The following is a 22,897-nucleotide window of genomic DNA, read 5'->3' as shown; positions in this document are numbered from 1 at the left end:
AGCCGGCGGGGTCACTTGCGGCGTATGCCCGTTTCCTCGCCGTACTCACCGAGGACCACGACGCTGAACGCCGCACCGAGGAACACCTTGACGGCGCGCACGGCGTCGCCCAGGAAGTGGTGGTGGGGGCCGTCGACGGCGGTGGCTCCGGAGCCCGGAGGACGTACAGGACCAGAAGTGAAGGTTGCTGCGCTCATGCCTCCATGGTGCAACTTGGGGCATAAAGCGGGCATCGGTCTGCGGAGCCAATCTCCGGCGTCCTCCTGTCCACCCAGGGTTGGACCCCGGCCCCCTACCCAGGTCTACCGAGGCCCCTAGGGGCCGGGCCGCGACCGGCGCCGTAAATGCGTTGGCATTCCCCGCTGTCCGCTCACTAAAATCTCCGCCCTTGCCCGCCTCCCCGCAGGGAGTGCCGCCGCCCGGACGGAAACCGGCCGGTCCCCGCAGCCGTAGCAGACCAGATTCCGGAGGCACTTCCTTGTCCACGCCCGTCGAGGACCCGCTCGCCCGCGAACGCTCCCACCTCTCCGCCTCCCGCTCCGCCCTGCGTGCCATGCGCCAGGACGTGGAGTCGCTCGACATCCGCGACGTCACCGCGAACTGGGTGAACGCGGAGGTGCTCGCCCGCCAGATCGACGAGCGGATCAAGGCGCTGGCCGACCTGAGCGACACCCCGCTGTTCTTCGGCCGCCTCGACTATCTGCACGCTCCCGGTTCGGAGCGGGCCGAGGGCGCCGAGGGCGAGCGGTTCTACATCGGACGCCGGCATGTGCACGACGGCGAGGGCGACCCGATGGTCATCGACTGGCGCGCGCCGGTCTCGCAGCCGTTCTACCGGGCGTCCCGGAAGGACCCGATGGACGTCGGGCTGCGCCGCCGCTTCGGCTACACCGGCGGCGACCTCACCGCCTACGAGGACGAGCGGCTCTCCGACCCGGCCGACGCGCCGGAGTCCGGCACCACCAGCAAGCTGCTCCAGCGGGAGATCGAGCGTCCGCGTGTCGGCCCGATGCGCGACATCGTGGCCACCATCCAGCCCGAGCAGGACGAGATCGTCCGCAGCGGGCTCGGCGGCACGGTCTGCGTGCAGGGCGGCCCCGGTACCGGGAAGACCGCCGTCGGCCTGCACCGGGTCGCCTATCTGCTGTACGCCCACCGCGAGCGGCTGGCCCGCACCGGCACGCTGGTCATCGGGCCGAACCGGTCCTTCCTGCACTACATCGAGCAGGTCCTGCCGGCGCTGGGCGAGTTGTCCGTCCAGCAGGCCACCGTCGACGACCTGGTGGCCCACGTGGAGGTGCGCGGCACGGACGAGGCGGCGGCCGCGGTCGTCAAGGGTGACGCGCGGATGGCGGAGGTCCTCAGGCGGGCCCTGTACGCGCAGGTGACCATGCCGGCCGAGCCGGTCGTGGTGGTGCGCGGCTCCCGGCGCTGGCGGGTCCCGGCGTACGAACTGGAGAAGATCGTCAGGGAGTTGCTGGCCCGCGACATGCGGTACGGCGCCGCCCGCGAGGCCCTGCCGCAGCGCATCGCGCACGCCGTGCTGGTGCAGATGGAGCGGGCCGGGGAGGCCCCGGACGACCGCGTGCAGGACGCGGTGGCCCGCAACAGCGCGGTGAAGGCGGCGGTGAAGGGTGTCTGGCCGGTCGTCGAACCGGCGAAGCTGGTGCTGCGGCTGCTGACCGACGCGGACTTCCTCGCCGAACACGCCGGGGGGATCCTCGACGAGGACGAGCAGAAGACGATCCTGTGGGCCAGGCCGGTGCGGAGCGTGAAGTCGGCCAAGTGGTCTCCCGCCGACGCCGTGCTGATCGACGAGGCGAACGATCTCGTCCAGCGCACGCACTCGCTCGGACATGTCGTCCTCGACGAGGCGCAGGACCTGTCGCCGATGCAGTACCGGGCCGTGGGGCGCCGGTGCACCACCGGGAGCGCGACCGTGCTGGGGGACCTGGCGCAGGGCACCACGCCGTGGGCGACACGGAGCTGGGACGAGGCGCTGGGGCATCTCGGCAAGTCGGAGGGGGTCGTCGAGGAGCTGACGGCCGGTTTCCGGGTGCCCACGGATGTGATCGCGTACGCGTCGCGGCTGCTGCCGCACATCGCGCCCGGGCTCACCCCGGTCGCCTCCGTGCGGGAGAATCCGGGGTTCTTCGAGGTGCGTACGGTCGCGGGGGCGGGGGTCGCGGGGGCGGGGGAAGTCGTCGCCGCGTGCGAGGAGTTGCTGCGCAACGAGGGGTCCGTCGGGCTGATCGCCGCCGACGCGCGGGTGCCCGCTCTCGCGGAGGAGCTGGCGGCGGAGGGGATCGGCTGCCTCGCGCCCGGCGAGGAGACCACCGTCGAGACCCGGCTGACCTTGGTCCCGGCTTCCCTGGCCAAGGGCCTGGAGTACGACTACGTGGTCCTGGACGAGCCGCAGGCCGTGGTGGACGGCGAACCGGACGAGCGCACGGGCCTGCGACGCCTGTACGTCTCCCTCACCCGCGCGGTGTCGGGCCTGATCGTGACCCACACGGCCCCGCTGCCGCGGCAGCTGGGCTGACCGGGACGAGCGGAACAGGTGGGCCCCTCGCCCCGCCCGCCCTCCCTTACCCTGTCGGCGGCGCGTCACCCTGTCGGCGGCGCGTCCCCGTCCAGCACCGCCCGCCACTCCTCCACTGCGGGTGCCGAGACCGGGGCTAGCCAACCCCGGGGGCGGGCCGCGCCGCCGATGTGGAAGCCGTTGACGCCGGCCGCCGTCAGGGCGGGGACGTGGTCGAGGCGCAGGCCCCCGCCCACCAGGATCGTCTGCTCGTACCCCGGATCGCCGCGCCGGGCCGCCTCCGCGAGGAGCGTGGGCAGGCCGTCGTCCACCCCGGCCGGGGAGCCCGCCGTGAGGTAGGTGTCCAGGCCGGGCAGGTCCGCGAGCTGTTTGCGCAGGGCGTCGCGGTCGGCGGCGCGGTCGATCGCGCGGTGGAAGGTCCACCGGCAGCCGTCCAGTACGGCGGTGATCCGCTCCACCGCGTCCAGGTCCACCCCGCCCTGCTCGTCGAGGAACCCCAGCACGAACTGGTCGGCGCCCGCCCCCCGCAGCTCCCCGGCCGCCCGCACCAGCCGGTCCACGCCGGACGGGCCGCCCGCCCCGAAGCCGTCGGTGAGCCGCAGCATCACACGCAGGTCGAGGTCGACGGCGGCGCGGATCCGGGCGAAGGTGGCGGCCGACGGGGTCAGTCCGTCGGCCGCCATCTCGGTGACCAGTTCGAGACGGTCCGCGCCTCCGGCCTGGGCGGCGACCGCGTCCTCGGCGTCGAGGGCGATCACCTCCAGGACCGCACGCGTGCTCATGCTCATGGGACCCCTTCCGTCGGTGCTCCCGGACTGGCTACAGGTCTAGTCCAATCTCAGGGTACGCGGGGAAGGGACCGGGCCGCGAGATCGCCCCCCTCAGCCGAAGATGTTCAGCTCCTCCTCCCGCGCCCCCGCCAGTTCGTAGCGCGCCCCCGCCAGCGGGCGCCCCGAGTACAGCCGGACGAGCGTGGCCGCGTCCCCGATGAAACGCGCCGGAGTCCGCGTCCCGTCCTCCGCCCCCAGCCGCAGCGGCTCGTCCACGTCGTCGAGGTCCGCGTGCAGCGGCAGCTGCCCCTTCTCGTGGGTCGCCCGGGCCAGCAGGGCGAGCGCGTACGGCAGCCCGGCCCCGGTGTAGGCGCCCGGCACGCCGAAGGTCTCGCGCACGTCACCGGCGTGCACCCACTCCCCCAGCGCCACCCGGTCCAGCACCCCGCCCGCCTTGGCGATCACCGGCCCGGCCTCGGTCATCCCCCGCTCCAGCTCGTCGACGATCCGCGCGTTCGTCCACCCGGCGCGCTCGGCTATGTCCCGGTCGTTCGACTCGGGCGAGAACACCCCCTCCTCGAAACGGCTCTCCACCACCCGGATCAGCGCCGCCGAACAGTGCGCCAGCACATCCCGCACCGTCCAGCCCGGACACGCGGCCGTGGGCAGCGCGAAGTCCGCCTCGCTCCTCGCCCGCAGCAGCGGCACGAGGGCGTCCCGCTCGGTGGTCAGCAGCAGCCCCGGCAGCTCGGGGTCCCGTGGTTCCCGTACGTCAGTCATGGACTCCACGCTAGGGGGCGGCCGGCCCTCGGCGGGAGAATGGGCGCATGGCCGATCTCGACGCGCTGCGCACCCGTTGGCTCCACACGCTGCTCTCGGCCCGCGAGGGCGCGTGTCATCCCGACCCGTACCGGTACGCCGACGAGCTGCTGCGCCGCTGGCAGGAGCCGCAACGCCACTACCACACGCTCACGCACCTCAGCGCGGTCCTCGACCACGTCGACGTGCTGGAGAAGTACGCGGACGACCCGGACGTCGTACGCCTGGCCGCCTGGTTCCACGACGCCGTCTACCTGCCCGAGCGTTCGACCAACGAGGAGCGTTCCGCCCGGCTCGCCGAGCGCGCCCTGTCCGAGGCCGGGGTCCCCGGGGAGAAGACCGCCGAGGTCGCCCGGCTGGTCCGGCTCACCGTCACCCACGACCCGGCCGACAGCGACCGCGACGGCCAGGTGCTGTGCGACGCCGACCTGGCCATCCTGGCCGCGCCCCCGTCGGCGTACGCGGCCTACACCGCCGCCGTCCGCGAGGAGTACCACTTCGTGCCGAGCGACGCCTTCCGCACCGGCCGGGCGGCGGTCCTGCGTCAACTCCTCGACCTGCCCCGCCTCTTCCGCACCCCGCACGGCCGGGCCGAATGGGAGGCCACGGCCCGCTACAACCTCGCCGCCGAGCTGGAAATGCTGTCGACCTGAGCGGCCGGGGCCGCCTAGTGTGCGGCTCATGCGTGCCATGGGCGGGGACCAGGTGGAAGAGGCCGTCGCGAGCTGCGTCGCGGCACTGCGGCCGGCGGCGGACCGGGACTGGACGGAGGTGAAGGCCTCGGGCCTGGACTGGAGCGTCCACACGACGGCCCTCCACATCGCCGACGACCTCGTCGCGTACGCCGCCAACCTCGCGGGCGGCGCGCGGGACGACTACGTCCCCTTCGAGATCAGGCTCGACGACGGCACGGACAACGCCGGTCTGCTGCACGTGATCGAGGCGACCGGCGCGCTGCTCGCCGCCGCCGTCCGCACCGCCCCCCGCGAGGCCCGCGCCTTCCATCCCTATCCCTTCCGCAGCGCCGACCGCGAGGGCTTCGCCGCGATGGGCATCGCCGAGGTGCTGCTGCACACGCACGACATCGCACGGGCCCTCGGCCTCGCCTACGAGCCGTCCGAGGAACTGGCCGATTCGGTGCTGGCCTGGCTCTTCCCGCACGTCCAGCCCGGCCCGGCCCCCTGGCCGACCCTGCTGTGGGCCACCGGTCGCGGCGAACTGCCCGGCCGCGCCCGGGTCACCGACTGGCGCTGGCGCAACAACCTGGTCATCCCCGGCGAACGCGTCAGCCTCGTCGGCATCCGCCCGGCCGCCGCCCGCGATCTGCGCCTGGGCGGCGACGGCGGCTTCGAGTGGCTGGACGGCGGCCCCTACGAGGGCACCCGCGACGCCACGAACTTCATGGTCAAGGCGTACGAAGCGGGCACGCACCGCCCCGAGTTCGGCGTGTTCGCCCTGGTACGGCGCGAGGACGGCCGGGCGATCGGCGGCATGGGCTTCCACGGCGCGCCGGACGAGGAGGGCCGGGCCGAGATCGGGTACGACCTCGTCGAGGGCGCCCGGGGCCAGGGCTACGCCACCGAGGCGCTGCGCACGCTGTCGCGGTGGGCGCTGGCACGCGACGACGTACAAGCGCTGTTCGCGACCGTCGACAAGGACAACCTCGCCTCCCAGGCCGTGGTCACCCGCGCCGGATTCGTTCAGGTGAGCGAGGACAGTGAGCAGGGCGAGGAGTTGGCCTATGAACTACGCGGACCCGGCGGGGTCTGATCCGGCCGCGTTCGCCCCTTGCGGCGGCGCAGCCCCGCCTTGTGCAGCAGCCGCACCACCTCGCGGCTGCTGACCTGCACCGCCCCGGCGGCCACCGCTTCGGCGTACCGGTGCTCGGGAAGGTCGTAGTGGTCCCGCTCGAAGGCCCGTGGGGGCACGCCCAACGCGGCGGCGAAGCGGTGCAGTTCGTCGTACGACACATCGCTGACCAGGTGGGACCACAGCCGCCCGTGGCCGGGCCAGGTCGGCGGGTCGATGTACAGGGTCACGAGGGAGGTGTCCCGCCGCCGGCCGCGCCCAGCCTGCCGACCGGCGCCACCCTCACGCCCGCCTTGTGGCACACCCAGTGCGGATCCGGGCCCAGTTCCGGCTCGACGTCCAGCGCGTGCGGGTCGCCCGTGCCGCACACCGGGCACAGCGGCCAGCGGCCGTACCGCTCCAGCAGCGCGTCCTGCACGTCCTGCGCCACCAGTCCGGCGACGAACGCGGCACCCTCCGGCCACTGCTCCACCCACCAGCGCCGCTGTACGACCGAGTCCTCCACCAGCGAGACGACGTCCGCCTCGGCGACCTCGCCCGCGACCAGGTCGGCGAGTACGAGGGCGCGTGCCGCGTGCAGGGCCTGCTCCAAGGGGCTGACGGGATCCATGCCCCCATTGTGCGCACTCTTGACCGCCGCACCGAACCGAAAATATCTTTCACACGTGCCCCAGGACGTGAAGGAAACTTTCCCCGACCGGGGACGAGGGCCGGGTACGGCCCCGCCGGCCCCCACCGCCCTCGCCGCCAAGGTGCGCACCCTCGCGCCGTCCATGACCCGCTCCATGCGGCGCGTCGCCGAAGCCGTCGCCGGCGACCCGGCGGCCTGCGCCGCCCTCACCGTCACCGGCCTGGCCGAACGCACCGGCACCAGCGAGGCCACCGTGGTGCGCACCGCCCGGCTGCTGGGCTATCCCGGCTACCGCGACCTGCGCCTGGCCCTGGCCGGCCTCGCCGCCCATCTGCAGTCCGGCCGGGCCCCCGCCATCACCACCGACATAGCCGTCGACGACCCGATCGCCGACGTCGTCGCCAAACTCGCCCACGAGGAGCGGCAGACCCTCGCCGACACGGCCGCCGGACTCGACACCGGGCAACTGGACGCGGCCGTCACCGCGCTGGCGGGCGCCCGCCGCACCGACGTGTACGGCATCGGCGCCTCCGGTCTGGTCGCCCAGGACCTCACCCAGAAGCTGCTGCGGATAGGGCTCATAGCCCACGCGCACGGCGATCCGCACCTCGCCGTGACCAACGCGGTCCAACTGCGGGCCGGTGACGTGGCGATCGCGATCACGCACTCCGGGACGACCGGGGACGTCATCGAGCCGCTGCGGGCCGCCTTCGAGCGCGGGGCGACGACCGTCGCGATCACCGGGCGACCGGGCGCGCCGGTGACGCAGTACGCCGACCACGTGCTGACCACGTCCACCTCCCGGGAGAGCGAGCTGCGGCCCGCCGCGATGTCGTCCAGGACCAGTCAACTGCTCATAGTCGACTGCTTGTTCGTGGGTGTGGCGCAGCGGACGTACGCATCGGCCGCACCCGCGCTGGCGGCCTCGTACGAGGCGCTGGCCCACCGGCACCGGAGTTCCCCCCGCACCTAGGGAAGAGAGAGCGTCCCGCGATGATCCACCCGTCCGAACCCCGTGACCTGCGCGCCGAGTTGGAGTCCCTGACCACCGAGGCGTTCCGGCCCGAGCTGGCCGGGATCGACCGGTTGCCCACCCTGGACATCGCCCGCCTGATGAACGGCGAGGACAGCGGCGTTCCCGCCGCCGTCGCCGCGCAGCTGCCCCGGATCGCCGCCGCCGTCGACGCCGTGGCCGAGCGGATGGCGCGCGGCGGCCGGCTCGTCTACGCCGGGGCGGGCACCGCCGGACGGCTCGGCGTGCTGGACGCCTCCGAGTGCCCGCCCACCTTCAACACCGATCCCGCCCGGGTCGTCGGCCTGATCGCGGGCGGACCACGGGCCGTGGTCACCTCCGTCGAGGGCGCCGAGGACTCCGCGGAGCTGGCCCGCGCGGACCTCGACGAGCTGGCGCTCACCCCCGAGGACACGGTGGTCGGCGTCTCCGCCTCCGGCCGCACCCCGTACGCCGTCGGCGCCGTGCGGCACGCCCGCTCCCTGGGCGCCCTCACCATCGGGCTGGCGTGCAACGCGGACAGTGCCCTGGCGGCCGCCGCCGACCACGGCATCGAGGTCGTCGTCGGCCCCGAGCTGCTCACCGGCTCCACCCGGCTGAAGGCGGGTACGGCGCAGAAGCTGGTCCTCAACATGCTGTCGACGATCACGATGATCCGTCTGGGCAAGACCTTCGGGAACCTGATGGTCGACGTGCGCGCCTCCAACGACAAGCTGCGCGCCCGCTCCCGCCGTATCGTCGCGCTGGCCACCGGCGCCCCCGACGAGGAGATCGAGAAGGCGCTGACGGAGACGGGCGGGGAGGTGAAGAACGCCATCCTGACGGTCCTGGCCGGCGTCGACGGCCCGACGGCCGCCCGCCTTCTGGAGGAGTCCGGCGGCCATCTGCGTGCCGCGCTGGCGATCGCGGGCGGCTGACCCGCACGCTCGGGGGGTGCACCCCACCTCGTACGACACCGCCGCCGCGATCCTCGCCCGCCTGGGCGGCCCCGCGAACGTCACGACCGTCGCCCACTGCCTGACCCGGCTGCGGCTGCGGGTGACGGATCCGGCGGCCGTCGACGAGGAGGGGCTGCGGGCGGTGCCGGGAGTGCTGGGGGTGGTGAGCGCGGACGACGGTTCGTACCAGATCGTGCTGGGGCCGGCGGTGGTGGCCGCTGTCACGGCGGAGGTGGAGGAGCTGGTGGCGGCCGGGAACCCCGCCGACCGGCTCGCCGCGCGCGGGGCCGAGCTGCGGGAGCAGCTGCGGCGGCGCAACGCCACGCCCCTGAAGGCGGCCCTGCGGCGGCTGGCCGACGTGTTCGTGCCGCTCATCCCGGCGCTGATCGGCTGCGGCATCCTCGCGGGACTGGGCGGGCTGCTGGCCAACACCGGACTGCTGCCGGGCCTGGCTCCCGCCCTGACCGCCCTCTCCTCCGCCTTCATGGCGCTGATCGCGGTGTTCGTCGGGCACAACACGGCGAAGGAGTTCGGCGGCACGCCGGTGCTGGGCGGAGCGGTGGCGGCCGTCGTCGTGTATCCGGGCGTGGCGAAGGTCACGGCGTTCGGGGTGCATCTGGCGCCCGGGCAGGGCGGGGTGCTCGGCGCGCTCGCGGCGGCCCTGCTGGCGACGCGGGTGGAACGGTGGTGCCGGGGCCGGGTGCCCGGGGCGCTGGACGTCCTGGTCACCCCGGCCGTGACCGTCCTCGTCCCCGGCCTGGTCACGCTCTACGGCCTCATGTACGCGGCCGGTGTGGTGTCCTCGGCCATCGGCACGGGGGCCGACCGGCTGCTGGCGACCACGGGCGCCGTCGCCGGACTGGTCCTCGGCGGCCTGTTCCTGCCACTGGTCATGCTGGGCCTGCACCAGGCCCTGATCCCCATCCACACCACCCTCATCCAGCAGCAGGGCTACACCGTCCTGCTGCCGCTGCTGGCGATGGCGGGCGCGGGCCAGGTGGGCGCGGCACTCGCGGTGTACGCCCGCGTGCGCCACGACACCTCCCTGCGCTCCCTGCTCACGACGATCAGGTCGGCGCTCCCGGCGGGCCTGCTGGGCGTGGGCGAACCGCTGATCTACGGCGTCTCGCTCCCCCTGGGCCGACCGTTCCTGACGGCCTGCGCGGGCGGCGCGGCGGGCGGGGCGTTCGTCGGTTTCTTCGCGATGCTGGGCGACCGGGTCGGGGCGACGGCGATCGGTCCTTCCGGCTGGGCCCTGTTCCCCCTGCTGGCCGGGAACCGGGGCCTGCTCCCGACGGCGGCCATCTACGGCGGCGGTCTGCTCACCGGGTACGCGGTGGGCTTCCTGGCGACGTACCTGTTCGGCTTCGACCGAGGCGGCCCCGTTCAGCCGGCCTCCGCGACGGGGGCGCGCCAGACGAGTGTGTAACGCCAGAACAGCCGCCGCCGGAGCCGGGCGCCGGGCAGGATGCGGCGGGCCCCGGCGGCGATCTGGGCGAAGGTCATCTCCGGGGCGCGGGTGGCGGCGGTCATCGACACGGGCCGCGTCTGTCCCGGCGCGGTGTCGGCCCGGCCCCGGTTCTTCGCCCATCCCACGAGGAGGTTGAGGGGCAGCGAGAGGTGGCTGAGCAACTGGTCGAGCGGCGCGTCCTCCCGCGCGCATCCGACGACGACCAAAGTGCCGCCGGGGGCGAGTTCCTCGCGGAAACGGGTGAGCGAGTCGGCGAAGGGGAGGTGGTGGAGCACGGCGAGGCAGGTGATGAGGTCGTGGGGGCCGGCGGGGAGCCGGTGGGGGGCGTCGGCGACGGAGTAGACGGTTCGCCCTCCAGGACCCGCCTCTTCGGCCTGCTCGGCCCGCTCGGCCTGCTCGATGATCCGGGCGTCGGAGTCGATGCCGTGGACCTCGACGGCACCCGGCCGGGAGGCCAGCAGCCGGACGAGGTCACCGCTGCCGCAGCCCACGTCCAGCGCCCTGCCCAGGGGCCGCCGCGGCAACTGCCGTATCAGCCAGCCGTGGTAGTGGGCGTTGTGGTCCCAGGGGTGCGCGGCGTTGAAGCGGTTCATGGCCCGGATCAGCCGGGGCGGCAATGCGGTCATGAGGGCACTCCACCACACGACGCCCTGCGACACTCGTCCCATGAACCACGCCCAGCTCACCGCCCTCGGACGTGCCCTCCGCCTTGTCGGCGAGCACGGGGAGGCCCTGACCTCGGACACCCCGGACGCCCGGCTGCACGAGGTCAGGGCCGATCTGCGCCGCGCCCTCGACCTGCTGGACGAGAGCGTCACCAGCGGCACGGTCACCACGCGCTGCGCCGAGCACCCGAACGGACCGGTGGACGAGAGCGCCCCCGACCTGTGCCTGCTGTGCGAGACCCGGCGGCGGGCCGCCCGGCGCTCGGAGTACGGGGGCGGACGGCCTCCGGCGGCCGACGAAGCCGTATCGGCCACGCCCTCCCGTTACGGTGTCCGCGCCGACCGCCCGCGGCCCCAGCAGCGGTGGCTGCCGGAGCTGTGGAACGGGCGGGAGTGGCAGCTGTGCGGTACGCCCAGGCGGGACCGGCGGGAGGCCGAGCTGTATCTCGCCGCCCAGCGGCGCGGCTCCCGGCCGGCGATGGCGTACCGGCTGGTGCACGAGTTCACCGACTACGAGGTGCTGCGGGTGTGGGGCACGCCCGTGCAGGTCGACATCGAGCCGATGGGCAACCTGTGAGCGCGCCCGCCCGGCCTCAGCTCAGCGTCTTGAGCGCGTCCGCGCTGTAGGGCGCCAGCTCGTCGACGCGGCCCTCGAGGACCTTCGCCGCCCACTCCGGGTCCTGGAGCAGGGCCCGGCCCACGGCCACCATGTCGAACTCGTCGCGCTCCATGCGGTCCAGCAGGTTGTCCAGGCTGCCGACCGGCGCGCCCTCGCCCTGGAAGGCCTTGATGAAGTCGCCGTCGAGGCCGACCGAGCCGACGCTGATGACCTGCTTGCCGGTGATCTTCTTCGTCCAGCCCGCGAGGTTGAGGTCGGAGCCGTCGAACTCCGGGATCCAGTAGCGGCGCGTGGAGGCGTGGAAGGCGTCCACACCGGCGGCCGCGATCGGGGCGAGGACGGCCTCCAGCTCCTCGGGGGTCTCGGCGAGCCGGGCGTCGTACGCCTCCTGCTTCCACTGCGAGTAGCGGAAGATCACGGGGAACTCCGCGGAGACCCTCTCGCGGACGGCCGCGACGATCTCCGCCGCGAACTTCGTGCGGGCCACCGGGTCGCCGCCGTACTCGTCCGTACGACGGTTGGTGCCCGCCCACAGGAACTGGTCGACGAGGTAGCCGTGGGCGCCGTGGATCTCGACGCCGTCGAAGCCGATGCGCTCCGCGTCGGCGGCGGCCTGCGCGAACGCGCCGATGACGTCGTCCAGGTCCTGCCGGGTCATCTCCTTGGCGTCGGCGGTGCCGTTGACGCGCAGGCCCGAGGGGCCGACGGAGGGGGCGTCCGGGTAGGGCTGCTGGCCCTGGTTGCGGACGGTGCCGATGTGCCACAGCTGCGGGACGATGGTGCCGCCCGCCTCGTGCACCGCCTCGGCGGCCTTCTGCCAGCCGGTGAGCTGCTCCTCGCCGTGGAACCGGGGAACGCGGTCGCTCGACCCGGCCGAGTCGTGGCCGACGTACGTGCCCTCGGTGACGATCAGACCGACGCCGGCGGCGGCGCGGCGGGCGTAGTACGACAGCACGTCCTCGCCGGGGACGCCGCCCGGGGAGAACATTCGCGTCATCGGGGCCATGGCGATCCGGTTCGGGACGGTCAGGCCGTTGATCGTGGTCGGCCGGGAGAGGATCTGGGCCGCGCGGGAGGCGGGGGACGTGCTGCTGCTCACGTGGGGGCTCCTTCGAACCGTTGTAAACCTTGTAAACCGTCAGGTATGTGCATACGCATTGTTGCACCTCCTGAAGGAACCGAGGGTGGCGGACCGTGTATTCCCCAACACACCTACTTCCGGATGCGGGCCTCCCGGTTCAGCTGCCGCACCCGCTCCCTCAGCACCTCCCCCGGCGGCGCGGACTCGGCCGCCTCAGCCGGACAGTCGTCCCCCCTCGCCCGAAGAGCCGCCGCCAGCCGCGAGGCCACGCCCAGGTTGCAGCGGCCCAGGTCGGCCAGGGCGTACGGCTCCCCGTGCGAGCCGGTCCAGGGATCGACGCGGAGCGAGGGAAGGATGATGCCGACGCCGTGCCGGGCTGCGCGCAGCTGCTCCACGGCTTCCTCGGTCGTGCGGGCCTTCTCCCAACGGTTGTTCGTGAGCGGGTCGTTCATCGGGCAGCTGGAGGCGGCTACGCGGCGGACGCAGCCGGAGATCGCGGCAATGCTGGACGAAGTCCTGGTTACAGGGGGCTTCTTCAGGCGGAACTGCAAGGAGAGTGCTGTACCGGCCGGATGAAACCAACGTCACGGTTCATGTGCTGAAAGTCGGCCGCAGTACCTGACCACGGACGTTGCTCGCCGACGATCCGAAACGCCCGAGGGCGGCACCCCCCGTCGAACAGGGGATGCCGCCCTCGGTCAGGACGTTGATCAACCAGAGGTCGATCAGAAGTCCATGTCACCGCCCGGCATGCCGCCCGGAGCGGCCGCCGCGGCCTTCTCCGGCTTGTCGGCGATGACGGCCTCGGTGGTGAGGAACAGCGCGGCGATGGACGCGGCGTTCTGCAGCGCGGAACGCGTCACCTTCGCCGGGTCGATGATGCCCTCGGCGACCAGGTCGACGTACTCACCGGTCGCGGCGTTCAGGCCGTGGCCCGGGGTCAGGTTGCGCACCTTCTCCACCACGACACCGCCCTCGAGGCCGGCGTTGACGGCGATCTGCTTCAGCGGAGCCTCGAGCGCGAGCTTGACGGCGGCCGCACCGGTCGCCTCGTCACCCTCCAGCTCCAGCTTCTCGAAGACACCGGAGGCCTGCAGCAGGGCCACGCCACCACCGGCGACGATGCCCTCCTCGACGGCCGCCTTGGCGTTGCGCACGGCGTCCTCGATGCGGTGCTTGCGCTCCTTCAGCTCCACCTCGGTGGCGGCACCGGCCTTGATGACGGCCACGCCGCCCGCGAGCTTCGCCAGGCGCTCCTGGAGCTTCTCGCGGTCGTAGTCCGAGTCGCTGTTCTCGATCTCGGCACGGATCTGGTTGACCCGGCCGGCGACCTGGTCGGCGGAGCCGGCGCCGTCGACAATGGTGGTCTCGTCCTTGGTGATGACGACCTTGCGGGCGCGGCCCAGGAGGTCCAGGGTCGCGTTCTCCAGCTTGAGGCCGACCTCCTCGGAGATGACCTCGCCACCGGTGAGGATGGCGATGTCGCCGAGCATGGCCTTGCGGCGGTCACCGAAGCCCGGGGCCTTGACGGCGACGGACTTGAAGGTGCCGCGGATCTTGTTGACGACCAGGGTCGACAGGGCCTCGCCCTCGACGTCCTCGGCGATGATCAGCAGCGGCTTGCCCGACTGCATGACCTTCTCCAGGAGCGGGAGCAGGTCCTTGACGGAGCCGATCTTGGAGTTGGCGATCAGGATGTACGGGTCGTCGAGGGACGCCTCCATACGCTCCATGTCGGTGGCGAAGTACGCCGAGATGTAGCCCTTGTCGAAGCGCATACCCTCGGTGAGCTCCAGCTCCAGACCGAAGGTCTGGGACTCCTCGACGGTGATGACGCCTTCCTTGCCGACCTTGTCCATGGCCTCGGCGATCAGCTCGCCGATCTGGGTGTCGGCGGCGGAGATGGAGGCCGTGGAGGCGATCTGCTCCTTGGTCTCGACGTCCTTCGCCTGCTCCAGCAGGGCGGCGGAGACGGCCTCGACGGCCTTCTCGATACCGCGCTTGAGGGCCATCGGGTTGGCGCCGGCGGCTACGTTGCGCAGACCCTCCTTGACCAGGGCCTGGGCGAGAACGGTCGCGGTGGTCGTACCGTCACCGGCGACGTCGTCCGTCTTCTTGGCGACTTCCTTGACCAGCTCGGCGCCGATCTTCTCGTACGGGTCCTCGAGCTCGATCTCCTTGGCGATGGAGACACCATCGTTGGTGATCGTGGGGGCGCCCCACTTCTTCTCGAGGACGACGTTGCGGCCCTTGGGGCCGAGCGTCACCTTCACGGCGTCCGCGAGCTGGTTCATGCCGCGCTCGAGGCCGCGCCGCGCCTCCTCGTCGAACGCGATGATCTTGGCCATGTGAAGTGGTCCCTCCAGGACTGGGGGTGATTCCTTCGGACCGCGCCCGCGCCCGCGACGGACGGCTCGCCGACCCGTGGGTTCCTTGCCCCACCCGGCCTGCGGGCCTCACCGACCCGGTCCTTCTTTGTCACTCTCACCTTCAGAGTGCTAACGCCAATGATTAGCACTCGGCATGCCCGAGTGCAAGGTGCGCCCGCGTAGCGGGCTCGTTTGGGGGTGGTGGTCGGGTGACGGGCGGGCACAAGCGCCTCCCGGGTATCGGGCGGGGCGCACGGGGGGCACGGCACCCCGGGAGCGGTGCGAGGAGAGGGCCGGCGGCGGACGCGTGCGGGGAGAGGCCGGCTGCGGACATGACGGAGGACCCGCCCCCTACCAGGAACGGGTCCTCCGATGTGTGTGAACGTTCAGGCGCTGAGGCGGACCATGTCGGCCTGCGGGCCCTTCTGGCCCTGCGAGATCTCGAACTCCACCCGCTGGCCCTCTTCAAGGGTGCGATAGCCGTCCATCTGAATGGCGCTGTAATGGACGAAGACGTCCGCACCACCGTCGACCGCGATGAAGCCGTACCCCTTCTCCGCGTTGAACCACTTGACGGTGCCCTGAGCCATGCCTAACTCCCCTATTACTGGCCCTTGCACAGATCCACACTTCGCGGATCCGGGTCAGACCTCACCCCCCATGGGTCGGGGGCGTGCGCCGGAACGCGTCGACCGCGGCTGAATGTATCTGTCCAACTGCCGTCTGCAACAGGTCAATCGGACGAGAATTCTGGAAGGGCACGGTCCGGAATGTGGCGACAATTCCCAGGAAGGGAGGGCAAGTCGGGCCGGGCAAAGGGCACGAAAGCCGCCAACCACCCACACACTTTGGCTACTTCTTGCCGGACGCGCGGCAAGAATCCAGGGCTTCCGACCTGCGGACCGCCACCGTGTTCCCCAACTGTACCGCGCTCAACCACACAGAATTGCCCCCTCCACTTCTCACCGGGAGGGGGCAATTCGATGAACAGGCGGTAATAGGTGTTACCAAGGGTAATGTGCGGTCATTCGGTCAGCCGCCGGCGACGGCCGGAATGATGGAGACGCCCGCACCCTCCGGCGTCGCGGTCTCCAGCCCCTGCTCGAAACGCACGTCGTCGTCATTGACGTACACGTTCACGAACCGGCGCAGCTTGCCCTGGTCGTCCAGAACGCGCGCGGCGATCCCGGTGTGGTTCTTCTCCAGGTCGGCGATGACCTCGGCGAGGGTGGCACCCTCGGCGGCGACCTCGGCCTGCCCACCGGTGTAGGTGCGCAGGATGGTGGGGATGCGGACGGTCACACTCATGCGAGGCCAGCCTCTCGGAAGGAGTCCAGGTTGGGGCGGATCGTCGCGGTGAGGCCGGTGTCGGCCACCGCGTCGAGGGTCTTGAGGCCGTCGCCGGTGTTCAGGACGACCGTGGTCAGGGCGGGGTCGAGGACGCCGTTCTCGATCAGCTTCTTCGTCACGCCGACCGTGACCCCGCCGGCGGTCTCCGCGAAGATGCCCTCGGTCCGGGCCAGCAGCCTGATCGCGTCGACGATCTGCTCGTCGTTCACGTCCTCCACCGCGCCGGCCGTGCGACGGGCGATGTCGAGGACGTAGGGGCCGTCCGCCGGGTTGCCGATCGCCAGCGACTTGGCGATCGTGTCCGGCTTCTGCGGGCGGACCACGTCGTGCCCCGCCTTGTACGCAGTCGACACCGGCGAGCAGCCCTCGGCCTGCGCGCCGAAGATCTTGTACGGCCTGTCCTCGACCAGCCCGAGCCTGATCAGCTCCTGCAGACCCTTGTCGATCTTCGTGAGCTGGGAACCGGAGGCGATCGGGACCACGATCTGGTCCGGCAGCCGCCAGCCGAGCTGCTCGCAGATCTCGTACGCCAGCGTCTTGGAGCCCTCGGCGTAGTACGGCCGCAGGTTGACGTTGACGAAGCCCCAGCCCTCGCCGGCCGGGTCGCCGATCAGCTCGGAGCAGAAGCGGTTCACGTCGTCGTAGTTGCCCTCGATGCCGACGAGGTCGCCGCCGTAGACCGCGGCCATGACGATCTTGCCCTGCTCCAGGTCGTGCGGGATGAACACGCAGGAGCGCAGGCCGGCGCGGGCCGCCGCGGCGCCCACCGCACCGGCCAGGTTGCCGGTCGAGGAGCAGCTCAGCGTGGTGAACCCGAAGGCGCGGGCGGCCTCCAGCGCCTGGGCGACGACCCGGTCCTTGAAGGAGTGCGTCGGGTTCCCGGAGTCGTCCTTCACGTACAGCCCGCCGGTGACACCCAGCTCGCGCGCCAGGTTGTCGGCCTGGACGAGCTTGGTCCAGCCGGGGTTGATGTTGGGCTTGGTCGCCACGTCGGCGGGGACGGGCAGCAGCGGGGCGTAACGCCAGATGTTCGCGGGCCCGGACTCGATGCGCCGCCGCAGCTCTTCGGTGTCGTAGCCCGAGAAGTCGTAGGCGATCTCCAGCGGACCGAAACACTCCTCGCAGGCGAAGACCGGTCCGAGGGGCACGCGGTGACCGCACTCGCGACAGCTGAGCGCGGCGGCCGGGCCGAGGTCTACGGTGGGATTGCTGGAGCTTGCAACTGTCTGCACAGCCATGGAGGCGAGGCCCTTTCTCCTCATCTTCCTCGCGACGCATCTCGTCGCGAGACGGATTTGGCACCTTCCCTAGCCGGGAGCCTCGCGGATCGGTCGGCTGTGGTCGCACAGCGATCGACACGAGTGCCGGCTGGAGGGTTGCCGGGGCTTCATCGGGCCGTGTCCCTCTGCCCCTCTGGATGAGCTGTATGCGGTTGTGGGCGGGGGCGACCCTGACATGCGATGGTCACCCGCGTTGTCCAAGACTGTAACCGAAGGCCAGGACAGTTGAGATAGTCGTCCGAACCGCGAGACAACAGTGAGGAGCCGCACACTGTGCTGGAAGAAGTCGAGCGCTGGCTGGCCACCCACTCCTGGTCCGTGTCCGATCGTCCCCCGCACCAGATCCTCGCCGCGAAGCAGCGCACGGGCCAGTCGGTGTCCGTCGTGCTGCCCGCGCTCAACGAGGAGGAGACGGTCGGCGACATCGTCGCGGTGATCCGTCATGACCTCATGCAGCAGATGCCGCTCGTCGACGAGATCGTCGTCGTCGACTCCGGCTCCACCGACCGCACCTCCGAGGTGGCCGCGTCGGCCGGCGCCCGGGTGGTCCACCGCGACGCGATCCTGCCGCGCGTTCCGGCCGTTCCCGGCAAGGGCGAGGTGCTGTGGCGCTCGCTCCTGGTCACCGGCGGGGACATCGTCTGTTTCGTCGACGCCGATCTGCGGGAGTTCTCCTCCGACTTCGTCTCCGGGATCGTCGGCCCGCTGCTGACCGATCCCGGGGTGGATCTGGTCAAGGCGATGTACGACCGTCCGCTCGGCACCGCGGCCGGCCAGGGCGGCCGGGTGACCGAGCTGGTGGCGCGCCCGCTGCTGAACCTGCACTGGCCGCAGCTGGCCGGTTTCGTGCAGCCGCTGGGCGGTGAGTACGCGGCCCGCCGCTCGCTGCTCGAACAGCTGCCGTTCCCGGTCGGGTACGGCGTGGAGCTGGGCATGCTGGTGGACGCGCTGCACCTGGTGGGGCTCGATGCCCTGGCCCAGGTGGACGTCGGGGTGCGCAGGCACCGGCACCAGGACGGGCGGGCGCTGGGCCGGATGGCGGCGGCGATCTACCGCACGGCGCAGCTGAGGCTGGCCCGCGGGCACCTGGTGCGGCCCTCGCTGACCCAGTTCGAGCGGGGGCAGGAGGGCTTCGAGCCGCGCACCTACCCGGTGGACACGGAGGAGCGTCCGCCGATGGCGGAGATCGCGGAGTACGCGGCCCGGAAGGTGGCGTGAGCCCCGCTCGGGGACCGCTGAAGAACGGCCGTATACGGACCCCGCGCGGGGCGAGCCGTACGTTTGAGCGTTTACCTGCCCGGCTAGGTTGAGGCGTATGGCTTCCACGCACGGTGCTGAGGTGCTGGTCGCGTCCAATCGCGGCCCGGTTTCGTACGAGGTTCGGCCCGACGGCGGGGCCGGCTCGCTGCACGCCAAGCGCGGCGGCGGCGGGCTGGTCTCGGGTCTGTCGGCCATCGGGCCGGACGCGAACGCGGTGTGGGTGTGCGCCGCGCTGGGCGACGCGGACCGGGAGGCGGTGCGGCGCGCCGAGGGCGGGCTGCTGCCGGCCGAGGACACCGGCGGGCAGCGGGTGCGGATGCTGGACATCGACGCCGGTGTCTTCTCGGACGCGTACAACGGCATCGCCAACTCGGTCCTGTGGTTCGTCCACCACATGCTCTACCAGACCCCGCTGGAGCCGGTCTTCGACGCGGAGTTCCGGCGCCGGTGGGCGTCGTACCAGGCCTACAACCGGGCCTTCGCCGAGGCGCTGGCCGAGGAGGCGGCCGACGGCGCGGCGGTGGTGATCCAGGACTACCACCTGGCCCTGGCCCCCCGGATGCTCCGCGAACTCCGCCCCGACCTGCGCATCGGTCACTTCTCGCACACCCCGTGGGCCCCGCCGGACTACTTCCGGCTGCTCCCGGACGACATCGCGGCGGAGCTGCTGGGCGGGATCCTGGGCGCGGACCGGGCGGCGTTCCTGACCCGGCGCTGGGCGGACGCGTTCCGGGACTGCTGTCACGCCGTCCTGGGCAGCCCCGGCATCCCGGCCGGCACCCGCGTCGGCGTGCACGGTCTGGGCGCCGACGCGGACTTCCTGCGGGAGCGGGCGCACCGGCCGGACGTGACCGAGCGGATGGCGGCGCTGCGGGAGGAGATCGGCGAGGGGCGCCGGACGATCGTGCGGGTGGACCGCACCGAGCTGTCGAAGAACATCGTGCGCGGGCTGCTGGCGTACCGGCAGCTGCTGGACGACCACCCGGAGTGGCGCGAGCGGGTGGTGCACGTGGCGTTCGCCTACCCGTCCCGGCAGGATCTGGCCGTGTACCGCGACTACACGGCCGAGGTGCGGCGGGTGGCCGACGACATCAACGCGAGCTATGGCACCGAGGGCTGGACGCCGGTCGTCCTGCACGTCAAGGACGACTTCGCCCGCTCGCTGGCCGCCTACCGGCTGGCGGACGTGGCGCTGGTCAACCCGATCCGCGACGGCATGAACCTGGTCGCCAAGGAGGTCCCGGTCGTCTCGGACGAGGGCTGCGCGCTGGTGCTGTCCCGGGAGGCGGGGGCGTTCGAGGAGCTGGGCGAGGACGCGCTGACCGTCAACCCGTACGACATCCAGGGCACGGCGACCGCCCTGCACCAGGCGCTCACCATGCCGGCCCACGAGCGGGCGGAACGCGCGAAGCGGCTGTCCGCGGCGGCGACCGCGCTGCCCCCGGCCCAGTGGTTCCTGGACCAACTGCACGCCCTGGACGAGAACCGACCCGGCTGAGCCCCCCTTGGCCTGGCCGGGGTGCGGCTTCGGCCTGGCCGGGGTGCGGCTTCGGCCTGACCGGGGTGCGGCTTCGGCCTGGCCGGGGTGCGGCTTCGGCCTGGCCGGGGTGCGGCTTCCGCCCAGCCGGACGCGGCCTCAGCCCAGGTGGGCGAGGCTTCCGCCCAGGCGGGCGAGGCTTCCGCTCAGCCGGACGCGGCTTCAACCCGGCCGGGTGCGGCCTCAGCCCAGCCGGGTGCGGCCTCAGCCCAGCCGGGTGCGGCTTCCGCCCAGGCGGACGCGGCCTCAGCCCAGGCGGGTGGCGAGGGCCCGTAGCAGGTGGACGACTCCGGCCGGGCCGTCCACCACCAGGTCCGCGCGTTCCGCCAGTTCGGTGACCTCGGTGCTGCCGCTGCACACCAGCAGGCCGGGGACGCCGTCGGAGCGGAGTTTGTCGACGGCGGCGAAGGCGGGGAGGTCGCCGAGGTCGTCACCGGCGTAGAGGACGCACTCGGCGCCGGTGCCGCGGATGTAGTCCAGGAGGGCGACGCCCTTGTCCATGCCTGGCGGGCGCAGTTCCAGGACCATCCGGCCGGGCTCGACGATCAGGCCGTGGCGGGTGGCGAGGTCGGCGAGGGGGGCGCGCAGGGCCTCGAAGGCCGCCTGGGGGTCCTCGGCCCGGCGGGTGTGGACGGCGACGGCCCGGCCCTTCTCCTCGATCCAGGTGCCGCGCCAGGCGCCGATGCGGTCGAGGAAGCCGGGCAGCTCCGCGCGGACCGCGGTGACCCCGGGGTGCGGGGCGGGGGCGCTGACGGTGCCGGTGACGGCGTCCCAGCGTTCGGCGCCGTAGTGGCCGAGCACGGTGAGGTGCTCCAGGCCGGGAACGCCCGCGAAGCCGCCGTGGCGCACCGCGACCCCGGCCGGGCGGCCGGTGATCACGGCGACGGCGGCCACCTTCGGGGCGAGGGCGGCCAGCGCGGGGACGGCTTCGGGGTGGGCGCGGGCCTGGTCGGGGTCGGCGACGATCGGCGCCAGCGTGCCGTCGAAGTCCAGGCCGATCACGGCGGCGCGGGGGCGGTCGAGCAGTGCGCGCAGTCCGTCCCGGCCGGCCGGTGTCACCGGGGTCGGCAGCGGGTCCACGGGGTCGGTCGAGTCCGTCGTCTGGATGCCCATACGGCGACCCTATCCACCGGGGGCCGGGAGCACGCATGGCTCATGGGTGGCACACCGGCGCACAACGGCGGCTCAGCGTTCCGTACGGCGCGTCTGTCTGACCCGGCGCAGGCGGTTCACCGTCACCGGGTCGTGCGCGAGGGCCCGCTCGTCGTCCAGCAGGGCGTTGAGCAGCTGGTAGTAGCGCACCGGGGCCAGGCCCAGTTCCTCGCGTATCGCCCGCTCCTTGGCGCCGGGGCCGGGAAAGCCCCGGCGCTCCAGGGCGAGGATGGCCTGTTCGCGGCTGCCCAGTTCGTGCCGGTCCATGGAGAAGACCGTAACGCCCGGCACTGACATCGATGCCGTCGCGCGCTCGGCCCTCCCCGCTCGGCCCTCCGCGCGGTCAGCCCTTGGCGGTGCTGTCCGCCGTGGCGGCCAGGGTCTGGAGCCGGGTCAGCACGGCGGCGGGGCTCGCGCCGGGGGCGACCGCCTGGCCGATGTCCTGCTTCACGGCCGCGCTGACCGCCGCCCACGAGGTCTTGCCGACGGGATACAGCTCGGAGGTCGGCAGCTGGTCGAGGAAGGCGTGCAGGTCCTTGTCCCGGGCCGCCTGGCTCATGGTGTTGGAGGCGGAGCCGGTGACCGGCAGCAGTCCGTACTCGCGGGAGAAGGCGAGGACGTTCTTCTCGCTGTAGACGTAGTCGAGGAAGTCGCCGATCTGCTGGGCGTGCCCGTTCTGCTTGAAGGCGGTCATCCAGTCGGCGACGCCCATCGCGGTGGCCTTGCCGCTGCGCCCCGGCATCGGCACCATCCCGAACTTCACGCCCTTCTTGGCGGCCTGCTGGATCAGCGTGGGATGCCCGTTGAGCATGCCGACCTGGCCGTCGGCGAACGCGGCGAACGCGGTGGCCCGGTTGAGCTTGCCGGGGGCGACGGGGCCGGTCAGCCCCTTGCCGACCAGCTGGTCCTTCAGCCAGGTGAACGTCTCGATGTTCTGCGGGGAGTCGATCGTGTACGTGCCGACGTCGTCGGTGTAGCCGTTGCCGCCGCTCAGCAGCCACTGCATGGTCTCGGCCTGGGCCTCCTCGGGGCCCAGCGGCAGCGCGTAGGGGTACTTCACGCCCCTCGCCCTGAGCGCCTCGGCGTCGGAGGCCAGCTCGGACCAGGTGGCGGGCGGGTTGATGCCGGCCTGGGCGAAGAGGGTCTTGTTGTAGAACAGGACGCGCGTGGAGGCGGCGAAGGGTATGCCGTACTGCGTGTGGTTCCACTGGCCGGCGTCGGCGAGCGGGGAGAGGAGGTCGGCCTGGGTGCGGATGGAGAGCACGTCGGAGGCCGCGTACAGCTTGCCGGCGGCCGCGTAGTCCGCGTACGCGCCGATCTGCGCCAGGTCGGGCGCCTTGCCGGCGTCCACCATCTCCTTGACCTTGCGGTCGACGTCGTTCCAGGAGTAGACGCTGACCTGGACCTTCACCCCGGAGTGCTGGGCCTCGTAGGACTTGGCCAGCTGGTCCCAGTACTTCTGCGAGCTGTTGGCCGGGGAGTCCCCGTAGTCGGCCGCGACCAGTCTGAGGGTCATGTCGGACGATCCCGTGCTCCCGCAGCCGCCGAGGACCGCCGGCATGCCCAGTGCGGACACCACCGCGATCATTCCT

General features: G+C 72.3%; 24 protein-coding genes, 1 pseudogene and 1 riboswitch. Of the genes and pseudogenes, 10 read left to right on the top strand and 15 right to left on the bottom strand.

The window, feature by feature from the left end; all coding sequences use genetic code 11:
* Positions 1-11 precede the first annotated feature (11 nt).
* Complete coding sequence (locus ACFYMM_RS19730) at positions 12-197, bottom strand: hypothetical protein (RefSeq protein WP_388388145.1); 186 nt, start codon at positions 195-197, stop codon at positions 12-14.
* Between the two features lie 281 nt (positions 198-478).
* Between ACFYMM_RS19730 and ACFYMM_RS19725 the strand changes: the two genes are divergently transcribed.
* A complete protein-coding gene (locus ACFYMM_RS19725) occupies positions 479-2,542 on the top strand; it encodes a HelD family protein (protein WP_388388143.1) in 2,064 nt (687 codons plus the stop codon).
* Positions 2,543-2,607: 65 nt separating this feature from the next.
* On the opposite strand, the gene ACFYMM_RS19720 is transcribed toward ACFYMM_RS19725, so the two are convergent.
* Both ACFYMM_RS19720 and ACFYMM_RS19715 read right to left on the bottom strand, forming a co-directional pair.
* Positions 2,608-3,324 carry a copper homeostasis protein CutC gene (locus ACFYMM_RS19720; protein ID WP_388388141.1) on the bottom strand — a complete coding sequence of 239 codons (717 nt, stop codon included), beginning with the start codon at positions 3,322-3,324 and terminating at the stop codon, positions 2,608-2,610.
* 99 nt (positions 3,325-3,423) lie between these two features.
* Positions 3,424-4,092 carry a maleylpyruvate isomerase family mycothiol-dependent enzyme gene (locus ACFYMM_RS19715; RefSeq protein ID WP_388388139.1) on the bottom strand — a complete coding sequence of 223 codons (669 nt, stop codon included), beginning with the start codon at positions 4,090-4,092 and terminating at the stop codon, positions 3,424-3,426.
* A gap of 47 nt (positions 4,093-4,139) precedes the next feature.
* Between ACFYMM_RS19715 and ACFYMM_RS19710 the strand changes: the two genes are divergently transcribed.
* Positions 4,140-4,784 (top strand): hypothetical protein, encoded by a 645-nt coding sequence (locus ACFYMM_RS19710; protein WP_388388136.1) that lies wholly within the window; start codon positions 4,140-4,142, stop codon positions 4,782-4,784.
* Positions 4,785-4,812: 28 nt separating this feature from the next.
* On the top strand, positions 4,813-5,901 hold the full coding sequence (locus tag ACFYMM_RS19705; protein ID WP_388388134.1) for a GNAT family N-acetyltransferase: 1,089 nt from the start codon (positions 4,813-4,815) through the stop codon (positions 5,899-5,901).
* Here the strand turns inward: ACFYMM_RS19705 and ACFYMM_RS19700 are convergent.
* Both ACFYMM_RS19700 and ACFYMM_RS19695 read right to left on the bottom strand, forming a co-directional pair.
* Positions 5,871-6,170: a DUF4031 domain-containing protein gene (locus ACFYMM_RS19700; protein ID WP_388388133.1), complete on the bottom strand. Its 300-nt coding sequence runs from the start codon at positions 6,168-6,170 to the stop codon at positions 5,871-5,873. The two genes, ACFYMM_RS19705 and ACFYMM_RS19700, sit on opposite strands and share 31 nt — an antisense overlap.
* Complete coding sequence (locus ACFYMM_RS19695) at positions 6,167-6,550, bottom strand: hypothetical protein (protein ID WP_388388131.1); 384 nt, start codon at positions 6,548-6,550, stop codon at positions 6,167-6,169. Before ACFYMM_RS19695 ends, ACFYMM_RS19700 begins: the two co-directional genes overlap by 4 nt.
* A 55-nt stretch (positions 6,551-6,605) precedes the next feature.
* Here ACFYMM_RS19695 and ACFYMM_RS19690 point away from each other — a divergent pair, with 55 nt between their 5' ends.
* The 3 genes from ACFYMM_RS19690 to ACFYMM_RS19680 are packed head-to-tail and all read left to right on the top strand — an operon-like array spanning position 6,606 to position 9,950.
* The gene (locus ACFYMM_RS19690) at positions 6,606-7,544 is read left to right on the top strand and encodes a MurR/RpiR family transcriptional regulator (RefSeq protein WP_388388129.1); all 939 of its coding nucleotides are present in this window, start codon (positions 6,606-6,608) and stop codon (positions 7,542-7,544) included.
* Between the two features lie 20 nt (positions 7,545-7,564).
* Entirely contained in the window at positions 7,565-8,500 is a 936-nt protein-coding gene (gene murQ / locus ACFYMM_RS19685) for an N-acetylmuramic acid 6-phosphate etherase (protein ID WP_388388127.1), read from the top strand.
* A gap of 16 nt (positions 8,501-8,516) precedes the next feature.
* Entirely contained in the window at positions 8,517-9,950 is a 1,434-nt protein-coding gene (locus ACFYMM_RS19680; protein WP_388388125.1) for a PTS transporter subunit EIIC, read from the top strand.
* On the opposite strand, the gene ACFYMM_RS19675 is transcribed toward ACFYMM_RS19680, so the two are convergent.
* Positions 9,908-10,618 (bottom strand): class I SAM-dependent methyltransferase, encoded by a 711-nt coding sequence (locus ACFYMM_RS19675; protein WP_388388123.1) that lies wholly within the window; start codon positions 10,616-10,618, stop codon positions 9,908-9,910. The genes ACFYMM_RS19680 and ACFYMM_RS19675 overlap by 43 nt on opposite strands.
* A 40-nt stretch (positions 10,619-10,658) precedes the next feature.
* On the opposite strand from ACFYMM_RS19675, the gene ACFYMM_RS19670 reads away from it, so the two are divergent.
* Complete coding sequence (locus ACFYMM_RS19670) at positions 10,659-11,234, top strand: hypothetical protein (RefSeq protein WP_388388121.1); 576 nt, start codon at positions 10,659-10,661, stop codon at positions 11,232-11,234.
* Positions 11,235-11,250: 16 nt separating this feature from the next.
* On the opposite strand, the gene ACFYMM_RS19665 is transcribed toward ACFYMM_RS19670, so the two are convergent.
* Both ACFYMM_RS19665 and ACFYMM_RS19660 read right to left on the bottom strand, forming a co-directional pair.
* On the bottom strand, positions 11,251-12,375 hold the full coding sequence (locus ACFYMM_RS19665; protein ID WP_388388119.1) for an NADH:flavin oxidoreductase: 1,125 nt from the start codon (positions 12,373-12,375) through the stop codon (positions 11,251-11,253).
* A 113-nt stretch (positions 12,376-12,488) separates the two neighbouring features.
* Positions 12,489-12,809, bottom strand: coding sequence for a hypothetical protein (locus tag ACFYMM_RS19660; protein WP_388388117.1), 321 nt, complete (start codon positions 12,807-12,809; stop codon positions 12,489-12,491).
* Here ACFYMM_RS19660 and ACFYMM_RS19655 point away from each other — a divergent pair.
* A pseudogene (locus ACFYMM_RS19655) lies at positions 12,712-12,918 on the top strand (hypothetical protein); the annotation flags it as partial. The gene ACFYMM_RS19660 and the pseudogene ACFYMM_RS19655 sit on opposite strands and share 98 nt — an antisense overlap.
* Before the next feature lie 164 nt (positions 12,919-13,082).
* On the opposite strand, the gene groL reads toward ACFYMM_RS19655, so the two are convergent.
* The 4 genes from groL to thrC form a co-directional block, all read right to left on the bottom strand.
* Entirely contained in the window at positions 13,083-14,705 is a 1,623-nt protein-coding gene (gene groL, locus ACFYMM_RS19650; protein WP_388388114.1) for a chaperonin GroEL, read from the bottom strand.
* 407 nt (positions 14,706-15,112) lie between these two features.
* Positions 15,113-15,316 carry a cold-shock protein gene (locus ACFYMM_RS19645; RefSeq protein WP_004929928.1) on the bottom strand — a complete coding sequence of 68 codons (204 nt, stop codon included), beginning with the start codon at positions 15,314-15,316 and terminating at the stop codon, positions 15,113-15,115.
* A gap of 442 nt (positions 15,317-15,758) precedes the next feature.
* Positions 15,759-16,034 carry a MoaD/ThiS family protein gene (locus ACFYMM_RS19640; RefSeq protein WP_153543360.1) on the bottom strand — a complete coding sequence of 92 codons (276 nt, stop codon included), beginning with the start codon at positions 16,032-16,034 and terminating at the stop codon, positions 15,759-15,761.
* Positions 16,031-17,314 carry a threonine synthase gene (thrC, locus tag ACFYMM_RS19635; RefSeq protein ID WP_388388111.1) on the bottom strand — a complete coding sequence of 428 codons (1,284 nt, stop codon included), beginning with the start codon at positions 17,312-17,314 and terminating at the stop codon, positions 16,031-16,033. The genes ACFYMM_RS19640 and thrC overlap by 4 nt, the downstream gene beginning before the upstream one ends.
* A gap of 17 nt (positions 17,315-17,331) precedes the next feature.
* Positions 17,332-17,500, bottom strand: a riboswitch (SAM riboswitch).
* Between the two features lie 129 nt (positions 17,501-17,629).
* On the opposite strand from thrC, the gene ACFYMM_RS19630 reads away from it, so the two are divergent.
* Together ACFYMM_RS19630 and ACFYMM_RS19625 are read left to right on the top strand one after the other, a co-directional pair.
* Positions 17,630-18,574 carry a glucosyl-3-phosphoglycerate synthase gene (locus ACFYMM_RS19630; protein ID WP_388388109.1) on the top strand — a complete coding sequence of 315 codons (945 nt, stop codon included), beginning with the start codon at positions 17,630-17,632 and terminating at the stop codon, positions 18,572-18,574.
* A gap of 97 nt (positions 18,575-18,671) precedes the next feature.
* On the top strand, positions 18,672-20,114 hold the full coding sequence (locus ACFYMM_RS19625) for a trehalose-6-phosphate synthase (protein WP_388388107.1): 1,443 nt from the start codon (positions 18,672-18,674) through the stop codon (positions 20,112-20,114).
* A 285-nt stretch (positions 20,115-20,399) separates the two neighbouring features.
* Here ACFYMM_RS19625 and otsB read toward each other — a convergent pair whose 3' ends face one another.
* From otsB to ACFYMM_RS19610, 3 genes are all read right to left on the bottom strand, one after another.
* Positions 20,400-21,266, bottom strand: a complete 867-nt coding sequence (otsB, locus tag ACFYMM_RS19620; protein ID WP_388388105.1) for a trehalose-phosphatase — start codon at positions 21,264-21,266, stop codon at positions 20,400-20,402.
* A gap of 72 nt (positions 21,267-21,338) precedes the next feature.
* Complete coding sequence (locus tag ACFYMM_RS19615) at positions 21,339-21,572, bottom strand: DUF3263 domain-containing protein (RefSeq protein ID WP_388388104.1); 234 nt, start codon at positions 21,570-21,572, stop codon at positions 21,339-21,341.
* 76 nt (positions 21,573-21,648) lie between these two features.
* A complete protein-coding gene (locus tag ACFYMM_RS19610) occupies positions 21,649-22,893 on the bottom strand; it encodes an extracellular solute-binding protein (RefSeq protein ID WP_388388102.1) in 1,245 nt (414 codons plus the stop codon).
* Positions 22,894-22,897: the final 4 nt, after the last annotated feature.

This window comes from Streptomyces sp. NPDC006739, assembly GCF_042869815.1.
In the GTDB taxonomy this organism is placed as follows: domain Bacteria; phylum Actinomycetota; class Actinomycetes; order Streptomycetales; family Streptomycetaceae; genus Streptomyces.
The sequence above is the reverse complement of the archived record's forward strand: the minus strand, read 5'-3'. Positions and strand labels throughout refer to the sequence as shown.

What these genes read in the sequence shown, in the direction of transcription:
- ACFYMM_RS19730 (WP_388388145.1), bottom strand. Translation starts at nt 197, where the DNA reads ATGAGCGCAGCAACCTTCACTTCTGGTCCTGTACGTCCTCCGGGCTCC.
- ACFYMM_RS19720 (WP_388388141.1), bottom strand. Translation starts at nt 3,324, where the DNA reads ATGAGCACGCGTGCGGTCCTGGAGGTGATCGCCCTCGACGCCGAGGAC.
- ACFYMM_RS19715 (WP_388388139.1), bottom strand. Translation starts at nt 4,092, where the DNA reads ATGACTGACGTACGGGAACCACGGGACCCCGAGCTGCCGGGGCTGCTG.
- ACFYMM_RS19710 (WP_388388136.1), top strand. Translation starts at nt 4,140, where the DNA reads ATGGCCGATCTCGACGCGCTGCGCACCCGTTGGCTCCACACGCTGCTC.
- ACFYMM_RS19705 (WP_388388134.1), top strand. Translation starts at nt 4,813, where the DNA reads ATGCGTGCCATGGGCGGGGACCAGGTGGAAGAGGCCGTCGCGAGCTGC.
- ACFYMM_RS19695 (WP_388388131.1), bottom strand. Translation starts at nt 6,550, where the DNA reads ATGGATCCCGTCAGCCCCTTGGAGCAGGCCCTGCACGCGGCACGCGCC.
- murQ (WP_388388127.1), top strand. Translation starts at nt 7,565, where the DNA reads ATGATCCACCCGTCCGAACCCCGTGACCTGCGCGCCGAGTTGGAGTCC.
- ACFYMM_RS19675 (WP_388388123.1), bottom strand. Translation starts at nt 10,618, where the DNA reads ATGACCGCATTGCCGCCCCGGCTGATCCGGGCCATGAACCGCTTCAAC.
- ACFYMM_RS19670 (WP_388388121.1), top strand. Translation starts at nt 10,659, where the DNA reads ATGAACCACGCCCAGCTCACCGCCCTCGGACGTGCCCTCCGCCTTGTC.
- ACFYMM_RS19660 (WP_388388117.1), bottom strand. Translation starts at nt 12,809, where the DNA reads ATGAACGACCCGCTCACGAACAACCGTTGGGAGAAGGCCCGCACGACC.
- groL (WP_388388114.1), bottom strand. Translation starts at nt 14,705, where the DNA reads ATGGCCAAGATCATCGCGTTCGACGAGGAGGCGCGGCGCGGCCTCGAG.
- ACFYMM_RS19645 (WP_004929928.1), bottom strand. Translation starts at nt 15,316, where the DNA reads ATGGCTCAGGGCACCGTCAAGTGGTTCAACGCGGAGAAGGGGTACGGC.
- ACFYMM_RS19640 (WP_153543360.1), bottom strand. Translation starts at nt 16,034, where the DNA reads ATGAGTGTGACCGTCCGCATCCCCACCATCCTGCGCACCTACACCGGT.
- thrC (WP_388388111.1), bottom strand. Translation starts at nt 17,314, where the DNA reads ATGGCTGTGCAGACAGTTGCAAGCTCCAGCAATCCCACCGTAGACCTC.
- ACFYMM_RS19625 (WP_388388107.1), top strand. Translation starts at nt 18,672, where the DNA reads ATGGCTTCCACGCACGGTGCTGAGGTGCTGGTCGCGTCCAATCGCGGC.
- otsB (WP_388388105.1), bottom strand. Translation starts at nt 21,266, where the DNA reads ATGGGCATCCAGACGACGGACTCGACCGACCCCGTGGACCCGCTGCCG.
- ACFYMM_RS19615 (WP_388388104.1), bottom strand. Translation starts at nt 21,572, where the DNA reads ATGGACCGGCACGAACTGGGCAGCCGCGAACAGGCCATCCTCGCCCTG.
- ACFYMM_RS19610 (WP_388388102.1), bottom strand. Translation starts at nt 22,893, where the DNA reads ATGATCGCGGTGGTGTCCGCACTGGGCATGCCGGCGGTCCTCGGCGGC.